21 protein-coding genes are annotated in these 19582 nt (G+C 64.4%); 12 read left to right on the top strand and 9 right to left on the bottom strand.

Annotated features, from left to right (window positions below):
• The first annotated feature begins 160 nt into the window (after positions 1-160).
• On the top strand, positions 161-517 hold the full coding sequence (locus tag C8C89_RS23075; protein ID WP_101480385.1) for a hypothetical protein: 357 nt from the start codon (positions 161-163) through the stop codon (positions 515-517).
• A gap of 21 nt (positions 518-538) precedes the next feature.
• On the opposite strand, the gene C8C89_RS23070 is transcribed toward C8C89_RS23075, so the two are convergent.
• Positions 539-1405, bottom strand: coding sequence for a universal stress protein (locus tag C8C89_RS23070; RefSeq protein WP_101480386.1), 867 nt, complete (start codon positions 1403-1405; stop codon positions 539-541).
• Positions 1406-1573: 168 nt separating this feature from the next.
• On the opposite strand from C8C89_RS23070, the gene phbB reads away from it, so the two are divergent.
• Complete coding sequence (gene phbB / locus C8C89_RS23065; protein WP_101480387.1) at positions 1574-2320, top strand: acetoacetyl-CoA reductase; 747 nt, start codon at positions 1574-1576, stop codon at positions 2318-2320.
• A gap of 215 nt (positions 2321-2535) precedes the next feature.
• On the opposite strand, the gene C8C89_RS23060 is transcribed toward phbB, so the two are convergent.
• The 6 genes from C8C89_RS23060 to C8C89_RS23035 form a co-directional block, all read right to left on the bottom strand.
• Positions 2536-2949 carry a TraR/DksA family transcriptional regulator gene (locus tag C8C89_RS23060; protein WP_243858197.1) on the bottom strand — a complete coding sequence of 138 codons (414 nt, stop codon included), beginning with the start codon at positions 2947-2949 and terminating at the stop codon, positions 2536-2538.
• Between the two features lie 78 nt (positions 2950-3027).
• Complete coding sequence (locus C8C89_RS23055) at positions 3028-3447, bottom strand: VOC family protein (protein ID WP_101480389.1); 420 nt, start codon at positions 3445-3447, stop codon at positions 3028-3030.
• An 80-nt stretch (positions 3448-3527) separates the two neighbouring features.
• Complete coding sequence (locus C8C89_RS23050; RefSeq protein ID WP_101480390.1) at positions 3528-3989, bottom strand: hypothetical protein; 462 nt, start codon at positions 3987-3989, stop codon at positions 3528-3530.
• Positions 3974-4780, bottom strand: coding sequence for a hypothetical protein (locus C8C89_RS23045; protein WP_101480391.1), 807 nt, complete (start codon positions 4778-4780; stop codon positions 3974-3976). The genes C8C89_RS23050 and C8C89_RS23045 overlap by 16 nt, the downstream gene beginning before the upstream one ends.
• Positions 4781-4868: 88 nt before the next feature.
• Positions 4869-5678, bottom strand: a complete 810-nt coding sequence (gene otnI, locus C8C89_RS23040; RefSeq protein ID WP_133992753.1) for a 2-oxo-tetronate isomerase — start codon at positions 5676-5678, stop codon at positions 4869-4871.
• A gap of 243 nt (positions 5679-5921) precedes the next feature.
• On the bottom strand, positions 5922-7289 hold the full coding sequence (locus C8C89_RS23035; protein WP_101480393.1) for a DEAD/DEAH box helicase: 1368 nt from the start codon (positions 7287-7289) through the stop codon (positions 5922-5924).
• A gap of 284 nt (positions 7290-7573) precedes the next feature.
• Here C8C89_RS23035 and C8C89_RS23030 point away from each other — a divergent pair, with 284 nt between their 5' ends.
• The 4 genes from C8C89_RS23030 (at position 7574) to C8C89_RS23015 (ending at position 13408) form a co-directional block, all read left to right on the top strand.
• Positions 7574-9295: a methyl-accepting chemotaxis protein gene (locus tag C8C89_RS23030; RefSeq protein WP_133992751.1), complete on the top strand. Its 1722-nt coding sequence runs from the start codon at positions 7574-7576 to the stop codon at positions 9293-9295.
• A gap of 94 nt (positions 9296-9389) precedes the next feature.
• Positions 9390-9767, top strand: a complete 378-nt coding sequence (locus tag C8C89_RS23025; RefSeq protein ID WP_101480395.1) for a BlaI/MecI/CopY family transcriptional regulator — start codon at positions 9390-9392, stop codon at positions 9765-9767.
• 3 nt (positions 9768-9770) lie between these two features.
• On the top strand, positions 9771-11198 hold the full coding sequence (locus C8C89_RS23020) for a M23/M56 family metallopeptidase (RefSeq protein ID WP_101480396.1): 1428 nt from the start codon (positions 9771-9773) through the stop codon (positions 11196-11198).
• A 65-nt stretch (positions 11199-11263) separates the two neighbouring features.
• Positions 11264-13408, top strand: a complete 2145-nt coding sequence (locus C8C89_RS23015) for a TonB-dependent receptor (RefSeq protein WP_101480397.1) — start codon at positions 11264-11266, stop codon at positions 13406-13408.
• A 2-nt stretch (positions 13409-13410) separates the two neighbouring features.
• Here C8C89_RS23015 and C8C89_RS23010 read toward each other — a convergent pair whose 3' ends face one another.
• Positions 13411-13698: a hypothetical protein gene (locus tag C8C89_RS23010; protein WP_133992749.1), complete on the bottom strand. Its 288-nt coding sequence runs from the start codon at positions 13696-13698 to the stop codon at positions 13411-13413.
• 168 nt (positions 13699-13866) lie between these two features.
• Here C8C89_RS23010 and C8C89_RS23005 point away from each other — a divergent pair, with 168 nt between their 5' ends.
• The 4 genes from C8C89_RS23005 (at position 13867) to C8C89_RS22990 (ending at position 16796) form a co-directional block, all read left to right on the top strand.
• On the top strand, positions 13867-14520 hold the full coding sequence (locus tag C8C89_RS23005; protein WP_101480399.1) for a hydrolase: 654 nt from the start codon (positions 13867-13869) through the stop codon (positions 14518-14520).
• A 70-nt stretch (positions 14521-14590) separates the two neighbouring features.
• On the top strand, positions 14591-16441 hold the full coding sequence (locus tag C8C89_RS23000) for an amidohydrolase (RefSeq protein WP_133992747.1): 1851 nt from the start codon (positions 14591-14593) through the stop codon (positions 16439-16441).
• Between the two features lie 8 nt (positions 16442-16449).
• A complete protein-coding gene (locus tag C8C89_RS22995) occupies positions 16450-16641 on the top strand; it encodes a DUF1427 family protein (protein WP_101480401.1) in 192 nt (63 codons plus the stop codon).
• Positions 16638-16796 (top strand): DUF1427 family protein, encoded by a 159-nt coding sequence (locus tag C8C89_RS22990; RefSeq protein WP_101480402.1) that lies wholly within the window; start codon positions 16638-16640, stop codon positions 16794-16796. The genes C8C89_RS22995 and C8C89_RS22990 overlap by 4 nt, the downstream gene beginning before the upstream one ends.
• A 53-nt stretch (positions 16797-16849) precedes the next feature.
• Here C8C89_RS22990 and C8C89_RS22985 read toward each other — a convergent pair whose 3' ends face one another.
• Positions 16850-17632 carry an inositol monophosphatase family protein gene (locus tag C8C89_RS22985; RefSeq protein ID WP_035826389.1) on the bottom strand — a complete coding sequence of 261 codons (783 nt, stop codon included), beginning with the start codon at positions 17630-17632 and terminating at the stop codon, positions 16850-16852.
• 195 nt (positions 17633-17827) lie between these two features.
• Between C8C89_RS22985 and C8C89_RS22980 the strand changes: the two genes are divergently transcribed.
• Positions 17828-18592, top strand: coding sequence for an RNA methyltransferase (locus C8C89_RS22980; protein WP_101480403.1), 765 nt, complete (start codon positions 17828-17830; stop codon positions 18590-18592).
• The gene (locus C8C89_RS22975) at positions 18589-19512 is read left to right on the top strand and encodes a LysR substrate-binding domain-containing protein (protein WP_133992745.1); all 924 of its coding nucleotides are present in this window, start codon (positions 18589-18591) and stop codon (positions 19510-19512) included. Before C8C89_RS22980 ends, C8C89_RS22975 begins: the two co-directional genes overlap by 4 nt.
• Positions 19513-19582: the final 70 nt, after the last annotated feature.

Genomic DNA, 19582 nt, shown 5'->3' with positions numbered 1-19582 from the left:
TTAAATGCCGCGCCGTACGAATTTTAGGTATGATCCTTGTTAGTATTGGTAATCAATGCCGACAGGGATAGTTTCCGCGCGCCCGTAGTGACACTGGACCAAGGTGACTGCCTGTAGTACTTGCCTCGCATGCTAACGAGTATGAATAGGAGGTCGCGTCATGACACAGGCATGGTTCATTCTGACACGGGCCGATGGGCGCGACATCTGCGCGCCCTCGCCGGCACAGCTGGCCGATGCGCTGGCCGAAGTCTACCGCGGCGGCGTCACGCCGGACGGTAGTCCGGCCGCTGTCTTGTTACGCTTTGGCTACGACGACGGCTTGATGTATCAGGTCGAGGTCGCTAGCGGAGGCGAAGTTACTTTCGAGGAATGGTCGGACCGCGATTGCGAAATCGCCCTGGCCAGTCCGCGCCATATGTCAGCCCTGCCGCAGGACGCCGCTCTGCAGCTGTGGCAGTGGCTGACGCAGCGCCAGGTGGCGAAGATCCGCAGCCAGCCCTGGCAGGGCGGTTAGCCCTGCCGTCTCTCCCAAGGCCTAGTGCGCCATCAGCACGGGGATCGTCATGCTTTGCAGTATCGTGCGCGTGACGCCGCCCAGGATGGTCTCGCGCAAGCGCGAATGGCCATACGCTCCCATCACCAGCAAATCGGCCGACAGGTCGGCCGCCTGCGACAGCAGCGCTTCGCCGATATCGCCGCGCCGCACGCCACCGCCATCGAGCAAATGCAGGCGCGCCTCCACGCCGTGCCGCGCCAGGTAGTGCGTCAGCTCGGCGCCCGGCTGTTCGCCATGCTCGGTGGCATGCACCTGGGCATCGAAGATGGCTACGTGGACTTGCCCCGCGCGCTGCAGCAGGGGCAGGGCGGCGCTCACTGCGCGGCTCGCTTCCTTGCTGGCATTCCAGGAAATGAGCACATTGCGCGCGGCCGCCGGCGGCGCCAGCAGGGGAAGCGGCGGCGCATACGGCACGATCAGCACGGGGCGGCCCGAATGCAGCAGCACATAGGCGGGAAAGTCGCGCATCACGGACGGCGATTTATCCTTGGCATTGTATTGGCTGATGACGACCAGGTCCGCATAGCGGGCCAGCTGGCTGATGCCGCCCGCCGCCTCGTCGTCGAGCACGCGCTGTTCGAACGAGGCGACGCCGGCCGCGCGCACCTGTTGTTCGAAACCGTCGAGGGCGCGCGTGGCCCGTTCGCGCAGGAAATTGAGGTGCAAGCTCAGGTTCGGGTCGGCATCGAGGTCGGGCTGGTTCTGGTACAGCAGGCGCGACACGCCCGTCAGCGCTACGCCCGTCAGGTGGCCGCCGCAAGCTTGGGCGATGCTGGCGGCCGTTTCGATGCGGGCTGCGCGCCCGGCGCTGTCGTCGATGTGGAGCAATACGGTCTTATACGTCATGGCCTGGCCTCTCGCTGTGCAGTAGTGGCCATTCTGGCACAATCCGGGGTGCCGGCCGCGCACGACTGCATCAGGCTGAGCACTTGATCTGGCGCAAAGCTGGCGATAAGAACTGCTCCTACACTTGATCCCACGCAGAATAACCATAACAAGCGGGGAGGGACAGCAATGAGGGAACAGAAGGTAGCGCTGGTCACAGGCGGCATGGGTGGGCTGGGCACGGCCTTGTGCCGCCGGCTGTATGCGGCGGGCTTTGCCGTCGTGGCGGCGCACACGCCTGGCAATGCGCGCGTCGGAAGCTGGCTCGACGAGCAACAGGCGCAGCAGTATTATTTTCATCCCTTGCCGCTCGACGTGAGCGATTTCGATGCCTGCAGCGTAGCCGTGGCAGGCGTGCTGGCGCAGTTTGGCCGCATCGACGTGCTGGTCAACAACGCCGGCATCACGCGCGACCAGAGCATGCGCAAGATGGAATTGCCGCACTGGGCCGAGGTCATGCGCACCAATCTCGACAGCCTGTTCAACATGAGCAAGCAGGTGCTCGAACCGATGCTGGCCAAGCGCTGGGGCCGCATCATCAATATCTCGTCCGTGAATGGCCAGAAGGGCGCATTTGGCCAGTGCAACTACGCGGCCGCCAAGGCGGGCGTGCATGGCTTCAGCAAGGCGCTGGCGCTGGAAGTGGCGCGCCACGGCATCACCGTCAACACGGTCTCGCCCGGCTACCTGCGCACGCAGATGGTGACGGCCGTGCCAGCCGATATCCTGGAAACGAAGATTTTGCCGCAAATTCCCCTGGGTCGCCTGGGCGAACCGGACGAGGTGGCGGCCCTGGTGGCCTACCTGGCGTCGGACGAGGCGGCGTTCGTCACGGGCGCAAACATCGCCATCAATGGCGGACAGCACATGAGTTAATCAAGCCGAGTCAAGCAAGTTGAGTCAAGCAAGCTGAGTCAAGCAAGCTGAGTCAGGCGAGCTGAGTCAGGCAAGCGTGCAGCTTGCAGCAGGGCAATGGCAGTAGAGGAGACCCGTCCACCCAGCCGGCACACAGACGCTGGCGGACAGACGGATGGCAGTTGCTAGACAACAGGGGGCAGGGTAGTGATGCCTTGCCCTTTGTTGTTGCGCAGTCATGGTGGCGAGCGCTGGGCTTTTTCCAGCCGTGTCTGGCAATCGATGCACAGGAGCGCCTCGGGGCGCGCATTCAGACGCGACAGGCCAATGGCTTCGCCGCAGTTGTCGCACAGGCCGTAGCTGCCATCGGCAACCTTGACCAGTGCGTGCTTGATGATGGCCAGCTGTGCCTGATTGTGCTCGGCCGCTTCGCTGACGAGGTCGTTCAAGGTGCGCACGCTGGCGTTGTCGGCCGGCGAGGCTTCGATTTCATTGAGCAGCGAGGCGCGCGCATCCGCTTCGGCCGCTTCGTTCTCTATCTGTTCCAGCAACGCCAGCTTGCGTTGCTCCAGCACGCCTTGCAGGTGCTGCAGCTGGTCTTGCGGCAATCCATTCATGGTCATCACCCGGTAAGAGCTTATTGTCATCATGGTAATCCAAGATTGGCAGCTCTGCTTGCGCCACTACCTGCGCCGCGTTTGACGCGACGCAGGCAGGCATGGGCCGTTCTAAGCTGGGTCCTTCAGGCAGTTGACCATCCAGGCGACGCCGAACTGGTCTTTCAGCATGCCGAAGCGCTTGGCCCAGAATGTTTCCTCCAGCGGCATCTGGATATTGCCGTCCCGCGCCAGCGCGTTGAAGGCCTGTTCCGCTTCCTCGGGCGTGTCGAGGGTCAGGCAGACGGCGCTGCCGCTCATGCCCTTGGCGCCATCTTCGGTACATCCACCGTCCGAGCCCATCAGCATGGTGGGACCCAACTGCACGGAGCCGTGCATGATCTTGTCGTACCAGTCTTCCTTGACTTGGTCCTGGGCTGGCGAGCCCCGATACGGCATCAGGTACAGCCTGTCGCCATGCAGGTGCTGGCGGTAGTATTCCAGCGCTTGCGCGCAATTTCCATTGAATTGCAAATACGGTTCGATACGCATATTGGCCTCCTTTGGTTGGCCCGCCGACACGATTGCCAGGCCGGGACGTCCCAGTATAGGCGCTCGCCGGCCAAATTCAATCAGTCCGGCGCCATCTCCTGCAACCGCTCACGTACCTTGCCCAGGGTGCCGAGGATGCGCTCGGGATTGCCGGCGAGGACGGCGCTGCCCAGGTGCAACAAGCTCGTCGCCAGGCTGATCCAGTGCCGCACGTCGTCGTTGCGGGCGATACGCAGGCGCACCGTGTCGAGCAGGCCGCTGAGGTGGCGCTGCGCCGTTTCCAGGCCGGCCACCGTATGCCCGGCGGCATCGGCATACAGCTGGTTGGCTTGCTGGCGCAGTGCCACTTCCAGGGCGAAGACGGCCTGTGCCTGGCTGTGGCTGATACCGTTTTCTCCCTGGCTGGCGCGCTTGCGGATGGCGCGCATGACGGCACCATGCAGGGTGATGGCCGCCTGCGACAGGCTATCGGCCAGTTGCTCGACGCGCATGGCGCTGCTGAGAGCCGCTTCGCGTCGTTCGCTGCTTAGCGATCCGTCCATCGTGCCTCCGTGGTGGTGAGGGCGGCAGCGAGCTGGGCGTGTTCGCGCCCCAGTGCCGCCAGTTTCCGGCGCGCCAGCGTATGGCGCAGGCCAATCAGGCGATATTCCTCGGCTTTGCTTTGCTGCATGTTTTTCGCCAGCACGGCCAGCAGGCGCTGCTGCGGCGTGTCGGCATACGCGATGTCCACGTCCAGCAAGCCGAGCACGATGTCGCGCTCGTTATCACCGCTTTTGTCGTACAGCAGCAGCAAGTTGTCGAGCGCGGCCAGCAGGGCTTGCAGCGGCGCGTCGCCGTCGTGCAGCACTTGTGCCAGGTGCGCCTGCTGGCTGGCCGCGCCGCCAAGGCGCGATAGTTGCTGCAGCAACAGGGTGTAGGCGCTGACATGGCGGTCGTCGATGCCGCTGCCAGGCCAGGCGCGGATGGCGGCGCCAGCACCAGCCAGTTCGGGCTGCACGTCATACGCATCGGCTTGCGCCAGCCGGCCCAGCGCCTGCAGGTACAGGCGCACGGCTTGCGTCAGGCGCGCGACATCCGCTTGCGCGGCGTGGCGCTGCGCATCGAGCAGCCGTTCGCGCGCGTCTTCGGCCGGTGATAGAAAGGGACGGGCGCGCTGGTAGCTGTCCACGTGGCGTTGCGACAGTTCGCTGAAGGCGTTCAGGGCATCGGTGCCGGCGGCAAGGGCGCGTACTTGCGCGAGGTCGGTACGTGGAGTGGTGCAGCCGCACAGGACTGCAACCAGGCAGAGGCGCAGGCAAAGGGTGCGGCGATGGCGGGCGGGCAGGGCGAACACGTCACCTCTCGACAGTAAATACTGTATGGAAAGGTATTGTCGTGTCGCACTGCGCTGCCCGCCTTGTGCGGGCGCAAGCGCGTTGCGATCAGTTGCCTATCGCGCGCGCAATGTTTGATGTGCCCGTCAATTGCTCTCGCCAGCCCAGTCCGGCCACGGTATCGCTGGCGGGACGGTATTCGCAGCCGACCCAGCCTGCGTAGCCGACCTGGTCCAGCAGCTTGAACAAGTGGCGATAGTTGATCTCCCCCGTGCCCGGTTCGTGACGGCCCGGCGTGTCGGCGATCTGGATGTGGCGGATCAGGGGCAGCAGGGCGCGGATAGTATTGCTCAGTTCGCCTTCCATGCGCTGCATGTGATAAATGTCGTATTGCAAGAAAATATTGCTGCGCTGACAGTCGGCGATGATGTCGGCCGCCTGCTGGCTATGGTTCAGAAAGTAAGCGGGCATGTCGTAGTGGTTGATCGGCTCGATCAGTACGTTGATGCCGTGTGGACGGCAGGCGTCGGCCGCACATTGCAGGTTGCCGATCAGGCATTGCCGCGCCCGCTCCTGGCTTATGCCGGGCGGCACAATGCCAGCCATGCAGTGCAACTGTTTCGCCCCCAGCGCTAGCGCATAGTTGAGCGCCAGTTGCACGTTGCTGTGGAATTCCTCGCGCCGGCGAGGATCGCAGGCGATGCCCCGTTCACCATGTTCCCAGTCGCCGGGCGGAAAGTTGAACACGGCCAGTTGCAGGTGGTGGCGTTCCAGCCGCATGGCGATCTGGCGCGCCTCGACGGCATAGGGAAACAGGAATTCGACGGCATCGAAGCCCGCTTCCCTGGCGGCGGCAAAACGGTCCAGGAAGGGCAGTTCGGTAAACATCATGCTGAGGTTGGCAGCGAAGTTCGGCATGGCAGCACGCAGGTGAGGACGATAGGCACTATCCTAGCCCAAATTGGCAATTGGTGGCGTGCATAAAAAAACCGTTCCAGAAGCAAGTTCTGGAACGGTCTTATCGTCTTTTTAATCAAGACAAACGCCGCCTGAAAGCGTAGCGAGCGGCAGTGATATTGCGTCGAGTCGCGCAGCCGTACTGGAGTACGGCGAGCAAGGCAAACGCAATAGCGCCCCGCGCAGCAGCGTTAAGGCCGCGGTTTAGCGGCCGCGGCCGCCGGAACGGTGATTCGCTGCCGAACGCGGCGCATTGCCGCTACGGTTGCCACCACCGCCGCCCGCTGGGCCGGCGCTGCGTGGCTTGGCGCCGCTGCCGCCGGTTTTCACGCGCACCACGGCGCCTGCTGGCGCGCGGCTGTTGTTGCGATGACCACCGGTGCCGCTGCGCAATTGCACAGGCTGGGCGCGGGCGTTCAGGTCTGGCTCGAAGCCTTCGATGACTTCGCGCGGCAGGGTTTGCTTGATCAGCTTTTCGATGTCTTTCAACATTTCGTGCTCATCCACGCAGACCAGCGACACGGCTTCGCCCTTGGCGCCGGCACGGCCCGTGCGGCCGATACGGTGTACATAGTCTTCCGGAATGTTCGGCAAGTCGTAGTTGACGACGTGCGGCAACTGGTCGATATCGATACCGCGCGCGGCGATGTCGGTGGCGACCAGCACTTGCAAGGTACCATCCTTGAACTCGGACAGCGCGCGCGTGCGCGCCGACTGGCTCTTGTTGCCGTGGATGGCCAGGGCGCCAATGCCGTCCGCGCCCAGCTGCTCGACCAGTTTATTGGCGCCATGCTTGGTGCGCGTAAACACCAGCACTTGCGTCCAGTTGTTCGATTTGATCAGGTAGGACAGCATCGGGTGCTTCTTGTCGCGGTCGACGGGATGGATCTTTTGCTTGATCACTTCCACGGTCGAATTGCGGCGCGCCACTTCGATCATGGCTGGCTTGTTCAGCAAGCCGTCGGCCAGGGCCTTGATCTCTTCCGAGAACGTGGCCGAGAACAACAGGTTCTGGCGTTTTGGCGGCAGCACGGCCAGTACTTTCTTGATGTCGCGGATGAAGCCCATGTCGAGCATGCGGTCGGCTTCGTCGAGAATCAGGATTTCCACTTTCGACAGGTCAACCGTGCCCTGGCCCATGTGGTCCAGCAGGCGGCCCGGCGTGGCGACGAGCACGTCGACGCCGTGTTTGAGCTGCTTGATTTGCGGGTTGATGCCGACGCCGCCGAAGATCACGGTGGAGTTCAGCTTGGTGTATTTGCCGTAGGTGCGCACGCTTTCCTCGACCTGCGCGGCGAGTTCGCGCGTCGGTGCCAGGATCAGGGCGCGGATCGGGCGCGTGGAAGTGTTGCTGGTGATGGCCGCGCCATTCGCGTCAGTCGACAGGCGGTGCAGCACGGGCAGGGTGAAGCCGGCCGTCTTGCCGGTGCCGGTCTGTGCGCCGGCCAGCAAGTCGCCGCCAGCCAGCACGGCGGGAATCGCCTGCGACTGAATCGGGGTGGGCACGGTGTAGCCGTGTTCGGTAACGGCACGTACGATAGCGTCGGACAATCCGAGGGAGGAAAAGGACATGGTAACTTTATTGTGAGATCGGCCTGTCGCCATCGTGGGGCGCCAGTCGCAGGCAATCAGATTAGGGGTCGAAAGACAGCGGCAAGGGGACTGGTCATATGTGCCGCACACGCGAAGTATAACAGCATGGCAAAAACGCGCCTGTTTTGTTTCAGGTTTGCAATGCCGCAAGTAAAGAAAAGTAAGGGCGCGCTTCGTATTGTCGTTCTTCCCTATTATTCCCTGCAGCACTCCATGCGCGGGACTCACCGTGGCGCCGGGGTGTTCATTCCTGGAGGATTATCATGCGTATCGCCGATCTTCGCATCGCCACCCGCCTGTATGGCGGTTTCGGCACCATCGTCCTGTTGCTGGCCGCCCTGGTCACTGTCGCCACACTGAATGTCTCACGGCTGGGCGACGCCAATGCCATCAATACCCACACTTACCAGGTACTCGCCGAAAACAGTGCGATCCTGGAAAGCCTGATCAACATGGAAACAGGCCAGCGCGGCTACGTGATCACGGGCGCGGAGGCATCGTTGGAGCCCTACAAGGCGGGTCAGGCCGGGTTTGGCACGCACCTGGCCACGGCGCGCGCCTTGACTATCGATAACCGGGCTCAGCAGGAGCGCCTGGCGAAGCTCGATATTGCCAAGCAAGCCTGGCTGGCTGGCGCGCTCGAGCCCGTGATCGCCATGCGGCGTGCCGTGGCGCAGGGCACGGCCGCCATCGAGCCTGTACTGGCGCTGGTGAAGGAGGGCCGGGGCAAGCAGGGCATGGATGGCATGCGGGCACTGCTGGGCGAAATCGGCCAGGCGGAAACGACGCTGCTGGCGCGGCGCTCGGAAGCGGCGGCGGCCTTGCAGGCGCAGACGCATTGGACCTTGTTGGGCGGCGGCGCGGTGGCGCTGATCCTGGCCGCCATGATCGCCTGGTGGCTGGCGCGTAACATCAGCACGCCGTTGCGCTCGGCGATCAACGTGGCCAGGCAGGTGGCGCAGGGCGACTTGACGGTGCAGGTGGAAGTGCGCTCAAAGGATGAGACGGGCGAGCTGATGCAGGCATTGAAAGACATGACGACCAGCTTGCTGCGCATCGTCACCGAAGTGCGCGGCGGCACGCAGGCCATCGCCACGGCATCGCGCCAGATTGCCTCGGGCAATATCGACTTGTCCGCGCGCACGGAACAGCAGGCCAGTTCCCTGGAAGAGACGGCGTCGTCGATGGAGGAACTGACCAGCACGGTACAGCAGAACGCGCAGAATGCCAGCGAGGCCAACGGCCTGGCGGCGTCGGCCTCGGCCGTGGCCGGCAAAGGCGGCGCAGTGGTGGCGCAAGTGGTGGACACCATGGGGTCGATCAACGACTCGTCGCGCAAGATCGTCGACATCATCGGCGTGATCGACGGCATCGCCTTCCAGACGAATATCCTGGCCCTGAACGCGGCCGTCGAGGCGGCCCGGGCGGGTGAGCAGGGGCGCGGCTTTGCGGTCGTCGCCACCGAGGTGCGCAACCTGGCGCAACGTTCGGCCAGTGCCGCCAGGGAAATCAAGGCTCTCATCAACGACTCGGTGGCGCAGGTGGAGAGTGGCGCGCGCCTGGTCGACGAGGCGGGCCACACCATGCGCGAGATCGTCGATAGCGTGCACAAGGTCAGCAGCATTGTCGGGCATATCTCGGCCGCCAGCGACGAGCAGCGGGCCGGCATCGAGCAAGTCAACCAGGCGATCAGCGAAATGGACCAGGTGACCCAGCAAAACGCCGCGCTGGTGGAAGAGGCTGCGGCAGCGGCGGAATCCATGCAGGAGCAGGCCGCCCGTCTGGCCGATGCGGTGAGCGTGTTCACGACAGCGCAGGTGGACGCCATTCCGGCGCTGGCTCCCCGTCCCATCGTGCGCCATCCCGCGCCCGTGGTGGCAGCGCGCGCGGTGGCCCGTCTTCCCGCCAGGGCAGTGGCGCCCCGCGCGCCACAAGCTCTGGCGGGGAAACAGCGTTCGGGAGGGGATGAGTGGGAAGAATTCTAATGATTCAGCGCATGCGACAGATGTCGCAAATAGCGCTTGCGCGCGTGTGACTGTTGTCGCATAATTGTGTCAATAGTCACTAGAAGGAATCACCATGAGTACGCCCTCCGTCACTGAACTATCGTTATTGAAAGCCCTGTGGAAAGAGCAGCCGCTTTCCGCGCGTGAGTTGCACGCCCGCGTGGAAGATGCGCTGGGCTGGTCGTTTTCATCCACGCGCAAGACCCTGGAGCGCATGCTGGACAAGGGCATGCTGCTGCAGCGCAGCGTGCACGGCGTACTCGTCTATGAAGCCAATGTGGACAAGGTGGCCACCCTGGCCGCGTTCGCCCATGACTTCGGCCGCCGCGTGATGGAAATCGATAGCCCCTTGCCGGTCAGTATGTTTACAGGCAGCAAACTGGTGGACCAGCAGGAACTGGCGGCGCTGGAACAACTGCTGCACGACTGGCCTCTCGACAGCAAGGAGTAAGCGATGAGCTTGTTTACCCTGACTTTGCTGCAGGCAACGGCTGCCTGCCTGCTGAGCGGCTGGCTGCTGCAAGGCTTGCTGTACCTGGGGCAACGGCGCTGGCCTGCGCTGGCGGCGCAGCGCAGCGTGTGGCTCGGCGCGCAATTGGTGCTGGCCGCCGTGTTTGTGCTGCCGCTGTTGCCTGACACGCGACAGCTGAGCGTGGTGCCCGGGGTGAGCGTGCCGGTTTCCCTGGCCAGCGCAACGCCCGGCATGGCGATGGCCATGGATGCGCCAGTTGCCGGGCTGCCATCCGGTGCTGCGTGGCTGTCCCTGGTTCCGGCCGCCTGGAGCCTGGTCTATCTGCTGGGCGTCGCTTGCACAGCCTGGCGCTGGCAGCGTGGCCGCGCCATGTTGCGCACCTTGCTCCGGCTGGCGCAGCGGCGCCGGCTGCATGGCATGGATGTGCTGGAAGTGGATGCGCCTATCTCGCCGATGCTGGTGGGCGTATGGCGGCCGCGTCTGCTGCTGCCGGCACACCTGGCGCAATTTACGCCCGAACAGCAGCAAATGGTGATCGCCCATGAGTTGACCCATGCACGCCGCCGCGACCCCTTGCTCCTGCTGCTGGCCACCATGCTGCAGGCGCTGCTGTGGTTCAATCCGGCCGCACGCTGGCTGTCCGGCAAGCTGGCATGGGCGCAGGAGCTCGGTTGCGACCGCCAGGTACTGGCTGGCCGCCCTGCGCGCCAGCGCCAGCAATATGCGGCGGCGCTGGTCAAGCAGCTGGGCCTGCAGGCCCAGCCGCTGCCAGGGTTGGCGTTTGGCGGCGGCCGCCTGGCCGAGCGCCTGCTGCGGATGCGTGACGGGCAGGATCGCTTGCCTCCGGCCTTGCGGGCACTGACGGCGCTGCTGCTGTGCGCCATCGGCGCGGCCAGCCTGGCGCTGCAGCCGGCACTGGCGTGGGCGGTGGCTGCCGCACCGGCAGCCGTGCTCGCTGCGCCAGCCCCGGCGCCAACTGTCTGGCGCAATCCCCTCGATACCATGCGTGTGACCGGCTTCTTTGGCGTGGTGCGCGAGATGACGCCGCAAGGACATAGCGGCATCGATTTGGGCGCCAGGCGCGGCACGCCCGTGCATGCGGCGGCCGACGGCATCGCCAGCGTCAGCGAAGATGCGCGCCTCGGCAAGGCCGTCCGCATTGATCATGGCGGTGGCATCGAGACGCTGTATGCGCATCTCGACCGGGTCACGCTCACGACCGGCATGGCCGTCACGGCAGGGCAGGCCATCGGCTCAGTGGGCGCCACGGGCCTGGCGACGGGGCCGCATTTGCATTTCCAGGTCAGCCATAACGGGCGCTTGCAGGATCCGCAGCAGTGGCTGGCCGGCCTCGATGCCAACGCCAGCGCGCGCGCCTTGCGCATGCGCAAGGAGCAGTTCGGCCGCTGACGCCTGCAGGCCGGGCCGGCGCGGCGCGCCTGGCCCGGTGACCGTTCATCCTTTTTGGAATTCCCATGCGATTGAGTATTCTCTTGTGCAGCCTCGCGCTGCCGTTGACGGCGCACGTCCGTGCCGACGACACCCTTCCTTCCGTGACAGTCAGTGCGGGAAAAATGGACCAGCGCCGCAGCGACTCTGTCGCCGGCATCGTCGTCGGCCACGATGAACTGATACGCCAGGGCGACCGCGTGCTGTCCGATGCCTTGAAGCGCCTGCCCGGCGTTACCATCGGCGCGCCGGCCGGCACGCCTTCGGGCACGACTGGCGGGCAAATCCAGCTGCGCGGGCTGGGACAGGGGTATACCCTCGTCATGCTCGACGGCGTGCCCGTGCCGGCCGGTTTTTCGCTCGACTCTCTGGACCCGGAACTGGTCGAGCGCGTGGAAATCATGCGCGCCGCCACGGCGGAGTTTTCCGCGCAGGCGATCGCCGGCTCCATCAACATCGTGCTGAAAAGATCTGGCAAGCGGCGCGAGCGCACCTTCAAGCTGGGTAGCTCGGCCAGCAACGGCATGTCCGCCGGCAGCGCTGGCGTGCAATGGACGGACCGGGACGGGCGCCTGTCGTATGCGCTGGCCGGCACGCTAGGCCACACAGGGCGCCGGGGTTTGCTCGATGAATGGAACCGCGAATATGCTGCCGGTGGCACGCCCACGGTAGTGCGCCACATGCCGCTGACCGAGCGCGTGACCAGTGATACGTTCGAGCTGGCGCCCCGATTGCAATGGGCGCTGGCGGGCGAGGGCAGCCTGGCCTGGCAAAGCCTGCTCAATGTCCGCCGCCTGGCCAGCCGCCGTCATGTGGTGGAAACGGCTTACCTGGGCGGTCATACCGGGTATCCGGACAACGACGCCGCCTTCAATCAGGACAGCAGCACCGTGCGCAGCGATCTGCACTGGCTGCGCAAGCTCGAACATGGTGCCAGCCTCGATGTAAAACTCGGCCTCGATGTCAACCACCGCAGCAGCGATTATCTGTTCCAGGGTGTCGGCGCCGTGCCCGGGCCGGCGAATGTGCGCCTGGTCGATGCGGGCGTGGACGATGTGGGCGTGCAGGCCAGCGGAACTTATCGCCGGACTCTGGGCGAGGGGCACGCGCTGGCGGCGGGCTGGGAAGCGGGCCACCGGCGGCGCGCGGATTTTCGCCGCGAGCGACAGCTGGAACCGGGCGGGCCGCCTGTCTTGCCGGAAGAAGAGTATGTGGCCACGGTGCGGCGCCTGGCTCTGTTCGCGCAGGATGAATGGGAGGTGTCCGCGCGCTGGTCGCTGTATCTGGGCCTGCGCTGGGAAGCCTGGCGCACGGCCAGCGCCACCGGTGGCGCGGAGCCCGTCGACGTGCGCGCACAGGTGTGGAGCCCCGTGCTGCAAAGCCTGTGGAAGTTCGCTGGCAAGGATCAAGTGCGCCTGGCCATCACGCGCACCTACAAGGCGCCGCAGATTTTCCAGCTGATCCCGCGCCCCTATATCGTCGACAACGGCAATAGTCCCACGAACCCCGACAACCAGGGCAACCCTGCGCTGCGCCCTGAACTGGCATGGGGCCTGGATGCCGCCTACGAATACTACCTGGGCGAGGGGGCCATGTTGGGTGCCAGCGCTTCGCTGCGCACGATCAGCGACGTCATGCTGGACCGCCTGCACCTGGCCAACGGGCGCTGGGTGGCCGGGCCCGTCAACAATGGCCGTGCGCAGGTGCGCAGCATCGAGCTGGAAGCGAAGCTGCCGTTGACGGCGCTGTTTGCCGGTGCCCCTGCGCTGGACCTGCGGGCGAATCTGGCGCGCAACTGGTCCGCGGTGGACGCCGTCCCCGGCCCATACAACCGCCTCGATGGCCAGCTGCCGTGGAGCGCCAACCTGGGCGCGGATTACCAGCTGGCCAACAGGCCGCTGACCCTGGGCGGCAACCTGCATTACCAGGCGGGAGGGCTGTCGCGCGAGTCAAGCCAGCTGCTGGCCTGGCAGGGCGCCCGGCGCGAGCTGGATATTTATGCGCTGTGGAAGTTCAGCGAGCAGCTGCGCCTGCGCGTGTCGGGCGCCAACCTGCTGCGGCAGCCTGAGCGCACGCGCAGCCTGTATGCGGATGGCGCGGGCAGTGCCCTGCGCACGGTCGCTGCGGGCACCTACCGCAGCTGGCGGGTGATGCTGGAAGGCGCCCTGTAGCTTCAGTCGTCGATCTCCTCGACGGCATGCGGCACGCCCTGCGCATCGAGGTAGGAGCGCAGGGCGTCCAGGCCATGCCACGCCTCCGGGCGCAAGGACTGGCAGATATACAGGCCGGCATTCGTCAGCCTGACGTCCGTGTCGGGCATGTTGCTGGGCGCCTGCGGCCGCGCCGCCAGCAGTTGTTCGAGGTGCTGGCGCTGGCCCGGCGTCAGGCTGGCCGTGATCCTGAATTCAAATCCCATGTTTTTCTCCGTGTAGTTGGTCTCGGTGTGCTTATTTTGCATCATCGAAAAAATCGAATATAGCTTGGTATTCTTTCCGTTTTTGTTTTCAATTTGATGCATGCATACTGCATATCACTGACCCGCAGCATGCTGGCGCAAGAAGAAAGGCGCTACATTGCGCGGGAGGGACACGATTATTTTATATTCAATTATTTTCACGAGGAAAACATCATGCCTGTCGCCACCGCCCAAGCCGCACAAAAACTGCTGACCCCGAACGATCATACCCTGATCATGATCGATCACCAGTCGCAGATGGCGTTTGCCACCCGCTCCATCGACCTGGCCCTGCTGCGCAACAATGCGGCCCTGGTGGCCAAGGCGGCGGCCGAATTCACGGTGCCGACGATCCTGACGACGGTGGCCGCCAAGTCCTTCTCCGGCCCCATCTTCGACGAAATCCAGTCCGTCTTCCCGGAACAGGCGCCGGTCGACCGCACCAGCATGAACACCTGGGAAGATGCCCGCATCGCCGACAAGGTGAATGGCTACGGCAAGGACAAGATCGTGCTGGCGGGCCTGTGGACGTCCGTCTGCATCGTGGGCCCCGCGCTGTCGGCGCTGGAGCAGGGATTCGAGGTGTACGTGATCGCCGATGCCAGCGGCGACGTGTCCGATGAAGCGCATGCGATGGCCATGCAGCGCATGATACAGGCGGGCGCGCAGCCGATGACGTCCGTGCAATACTTGCTGGAACTTCAGCGCGACTGGGCCCGCGGCGAGACCTACAACGAGACGGTGGCGACGGCCGTGGCGCACGGCGGCGGCTATGGCCTGGGCTTGATCTACGCCAAATCCATGTTCAACGCCAGCGAAGGCCATTGAGATTTTATTGATATCACGCCACCGCCGCCCTACGGCGGGGCGGTATCATTCACCTGAATCGGGAGTTCCCATGCACGCTAGCACGATTTTACTCAATGGCCGTTTCCATACGGTCGACAGGACGCAGCCGCTGGCGTCCGCCGTCGCCATCGCCGATGGCAAATTTCTCGCCGTGGGCGACGCTGAAGACGTGATGCGCCATCGCGGTCCCGCCACGCAGGTGATCGACCTGGATGGCCGCACGGTGATTCCCGGCCTGAACGACTCGCATTTGCACCTGATACGAGGCGGCTTGAACTACAACCTGGAATTGCGCTGGGAAGGCGTGCCCTCGCTGGCCGACGCCTTGCGCATGCTGAAAGATCAGGCGCTGCGCACGCCAAATCCGCAATGGGTGCGCGTGGTGGGCGGCTGGACGGAATTCCAGTTCGCGGAAAAACGCATGCCCACTCTCGATGAAATCAACGCGGCCGCGCCCGACACGCCCGTCTTCATCTTGCACTTGTACGACCGCGCCCTGCTGAACCGCGCCGCCCTGCGCGCCGTCGGCTACGATAAAAATACGCCGAACCCGCCGGGCGGCGAAATCGTGCGCGACGCTGCCGGCAACCCCACCGGCTTGCTGATTGCCCGCCCGAACGCCATGATTTTATATGCGACCCTGGCGAAAGGCCCGAAATTGCCGCTCGATTTGCAAGTCAACTCCACGCGCCAGTTCATGCGCGAACTGAATCGCCTGGGCATCACCAGCGCCATCGACGCGGGCGGCGGCTTCCAGAATTATCCCGAGGATTACGCCGTCGTCGATGAGCTGGCGCAAAAAGAGCAGCTGACCATCCGCATCGCTTACAACCTGTTCACGCAGAACAAGGGCGCGGAATTGCAGGACTTCCAGAAGTGGACCGGCATGGTGAATCCCGGCGACGGCACGGACTTTTACCGGCATAACGGCGCCGGCGAAATGCTGGTGTTTTCCGCCGCCGATTTCGAGGATTTCCTCGAACCGCGCCCGGAGCTGGCGGCCGGCATGGAAGACGAGTTGGAAAAGGTCGTGCGCCACCTGGTCGAGCAGCGCTGGCCCTTCCGCCTGCACGCTACCTATGACGAATCGATCAGCCGCATGCTCGACGTGTTCGAAAAGGTCAACCGCGACACGCCTTTCGGGGGCTTGCACTGGCTGTTCGACCACGCGGAAACCATCAGCCCCAAAAATATCGACCGCGTCAAGGCGCTGGGCGGCGGCCTGGCCATCCAGCACCGCATGGCTTTCCAGGGCGAGTACTTTGTCGAGCGCTATGGCGCCGACGCAGCCAAGGCGACGCCGCCAGTGCAGCGCATGCTGGATGCGGGCGTGCCCGTGGGCGGCGGCACGGATGCAACGCGGGTCGCCAGCTACAACCCGTGGACGGCGCTGTACTGGCTGGTATCCGGGCGCACCGTGGGCGGGCTGGCCCTGACGGATGCAGCGGGCAGATTGTCGCGCGATACGGCGCTGGAACTGTGGACGGCGGGCAGCGCCTGGTTTTCCAGCGAACAAGGCAAGAAGGGACGTATCCGCGAAGGCATGCTGGCCGACCTTGCCGTGCTGTCGGCCGATTATTTCACGCTGCCGGAAGAGGCGATCAAGTCCATCGAATCCGTGCTGACCATGGTGGGCGGCAAGATCGTCTACGGCCAGGGGGCATTTTCCTCCCTGGCGCCGCCTCTGATTCCCGTGCTGCCCGAATGGTCGCCCGTGCGCGCGGTGCCGGGCCATTACCGTCCTGCAGCCAAGCCGGCGCAAGCCTTGCTGCCGCACCAGTGCGCGGGCGCCTGCGGCGTGCATGCCCATGCCCACGACAGGGCACGCAAATCGGCCGTGCCGATTGCCGACTTTTCCGGTTTCTGGGGCACGCTGGGCTGCAGCTGCTTCGCGTTCTAGGAGGCGACATGCGCTACCGGAAAGTGATGCTGGGCCTGCTGCTGGCCTTTGTCGTGGGTTTTGTCTGCCAGTTGGCACGCATCCCCGTACCGGCGCCGCCCTTGCTGGGCGCCGCGCTGCTGGTGTTTCTGACCAGCTGCGGCTACTGGTTGACGGACCTGTACCTGCAGCGCCGTGCATTGACGGGGGAGGCGCCATGAACGTGATGCTGGCCGGCTCCGTGCTCGGCGTGCTGGTGGGCGTGGCCTGCCGCTGGTTCGACCTGCCATCGCCCGCACCACCCACGCCGACAGGCGCGGCGATGGTGGTGGCCATGACCCTGGGTTTTGTCGTGGCGGGGCATTTCAGCCCCTGAATGCAAAAAAACCGGCCAGAGCCGGTTTTTTCGTGGGAACTGCTTGTGTTACATCAAGCGAATGGCGTCAGCAAGGTAATCATCTGGCCAAAGATCTTCGGGCTGGCGGCGATGACGTCGCCCTTGTACAGGTAGTCCGATTCGCCGCTGAATTCACCGACGATGCCGCCCGATTCCGTGATCATCAGGGCGCCGGCGGCGATATCCCATGGCTTCAAGCCTTTTTCGTAGAAGCCGTCCAGGCGGCCGCAAGCGACGTAGGCCAGGTCCAGTGCGGCCGAGCCGGCGCGACGTACGCCCTGGCTGCGTTCACCCATGATCGCGTACATCTTCAGGTATTCATCCAGCGCGCGGGCGCTGCCGGCCACGTAGCCGGTGCCCAGCAGGGCATTCGAGATGCGGTCCAGCTTGGTCACGCGGATGCGTTTTTCGTTCAGGTAGGCGCCGGCGCCCTTGGTGGCCGTGAACAGGTCGTTGCGTACCGGATCGTAGATGACGGCTTGCGTGACGACGCCGCGATGCGCGAGCGCGATCGAGATGCAGTATTGCGGGAAACCGTGGATAAAGTTGGTGGTGCCATCGATCGGGTCGATGATCCACTGATATTCATTCTCGTCGTGCGAGTTGGCGGAAGCTCCCGATTCCTCAGCCAGGAACGCGTGGTCCGGGTAGGCTTTGGACAGCACCTCGATAATGGCTTGTTCAGCCGCCTGGTCGACGTCAGTGACGAAATCGTTATGTTGTTTTTCCGTGACGACGACGCGGTCGAGGTCAAAAGAGGCGCGATTGATGACGGCGGCGCCGCGGCGGGCGGCTTTGATCGCCGTGTTGAGCATTGGGTGCATGTGAGCTTCCGTTAAAAGCACGCGACCGCCCAGCGTCGCCTTTCGGCGCCGGTACGATAGAGTGCAAGAATGAATTAAAGAGCGGAGCGGTGCCGAAGTGGTTAAAATCCCGGCCTGGAGTCAGCGTTTTGTGACTCCGTTTCCCGAAATTTCCTGTATCGATACCGCGCAATAGCGCTATTTTAAATGAATCTGCCCGAAATCAACACGTCTCTTTTCAAACGCCTGCGATTTATTCTTGTCGAAACTAGTCGTCCTGGCAACATTGGCGGCGTCGCGCGGGCCATGAAAACGATGGGTTTTTCCGATCTGGTGCTGGTCAATCCCCGTTTTCCCGATGCCTTGACGGACGCGGAAGCGGTGGCCTTCGCCAGCGGCGCACAGGATATTTTGTCCGGCGCGCGCATCGTTGGCTCGATCGCCGAGGCGCTCGAAGGCTGCAACTACGCGGCCGCTGTCTCGGCCCGCCTGCGCGAATTCTCGCCGCCCGTCACGGCCCCGCGCGCCATCGCGGCCCAGCTGGCGGCGGGCACCGAGCTGCACGCGGCCGTCATCTTCGGCAACGAGCGTTTCGGTTTGCCCAACGAGATCGTCGAGCAGTGCAATGTGCTGATCAACATCCCCGCCAATCCCGAGTATTCCTCGCTGAACCTGTCGCAGGCGGCGCAGGTCGTCGCCTATGAATGCCGCGTGGCGGCCCTGGGTGATGGGCAGCTGGCCAGCCCCGTCGGTTTCCATGGCGACGCAGCCAGCCTGGCGCAGGTCGACGGCATGTACGATCACTTGCAGCAGGCGCTGGTGGCGATCGATTTTCTGGACGCCGACAACCCGAAAAAGCTGATGCCCCGCTTGAAACGCCTGTTTTCGCGCACGGGGCTGGAGACGGAAGAAGTCAATATCCTGCGCGGCATCGCGCGGCATATCCTGGCGATGGCGAAAAAAGGCCCATGATAGAAACCCGGCTGCTGCGCCAGTTCATCGCCGTCGCCGAGGAACTCAATTTCCGGCGCGCGGCCGAACGGCTGCACATGGCGCAGCCGCCGTTGTCGCAGGCTATCCTGCGGCTGGAAGCGGCGTTGGGCTACCCCGTATTCGAGCGCAGCAACCGCAAGGTCAGCTTGAGCCCGGCCGGCAGCACTTTTCTTGTCACGGCGCGCCAGGTGCTGGCCAGCCTGGAAGAGGGCGTGGCGGCCACGCGCCGCGTGGCGCAGGGCATCGAGGGCCACTTGCGCCTCAGTTTCATCCACATCACGCCGTATGCCCACGTATTGCAAGCCTTGCGCGCCTTCCGCGCCGCTTCGCCCGCCGTGCAATTTACCTTGCGCGAAGCGTCGACGCAGCAACAGGTCGAGTGGCTGGAGCAGGGTGAGGTGGATATCGCCCTGCTGCGCGCGCCGGGGCGCAGCACGCCCGGCTTGCGCTTCGAGCGTCTGTCCGGCGAAGACATCCTGATAGCGCTGCCGTCCGACCACCGCTGCGCGGGGCAGGCGAGGGTGGATCTGGCAGACCTGGCCGGCGCCGATTTCGTCGCCTCGCCACGCGAGTTGGGCCAGGGTTTTCATGACCAGCTGGCCAGCCTGTGCCTGCACGCGGGCTTCGTGCCGCACGTGGTGCAGCAGGCGCGCCGATTGCAAACGGTGCTGGGCCTGGTAGCGGCCGGTTTCGGCGTGGCCCTGCTGCCGGCCAGTCTGGCCGCGTCCATGCCCGCCGGTGTCGTCATGCGACCGCTGCACAGCGCTGCGCCCGAAGCCTTGCGTCAGCTTGACCTGTATATGGCGTGGGATCCGCAGCGCACCTCCCCCGTGCGCGAGCGGCTGCTGGCGCAACTGCGGCTGTCTGCCACACAGTGTGACGTTAGATTGAGACGTTAAGCGTCTCGTTTCAAGATAAATAAGATATTTTACAGATGATGGCCCAGGGGCCAGCATGGCGTTTTTGCCT

Origin of the sequence: Janthinobacterium sp. 75 (assembly GCF_004365495.1) — a bacterium.
GTDB lineage: Bacteria > Pseudomonadota > Gammaproteobacteria > Burkholderiales > Burkholderiaceae_D > Janthinobacterium.
The sequence above is the reverse complement of the archived record's forward strand: the minus strand, read 5'-3'. Positions and strand labels throughout refer to the sequence as shown.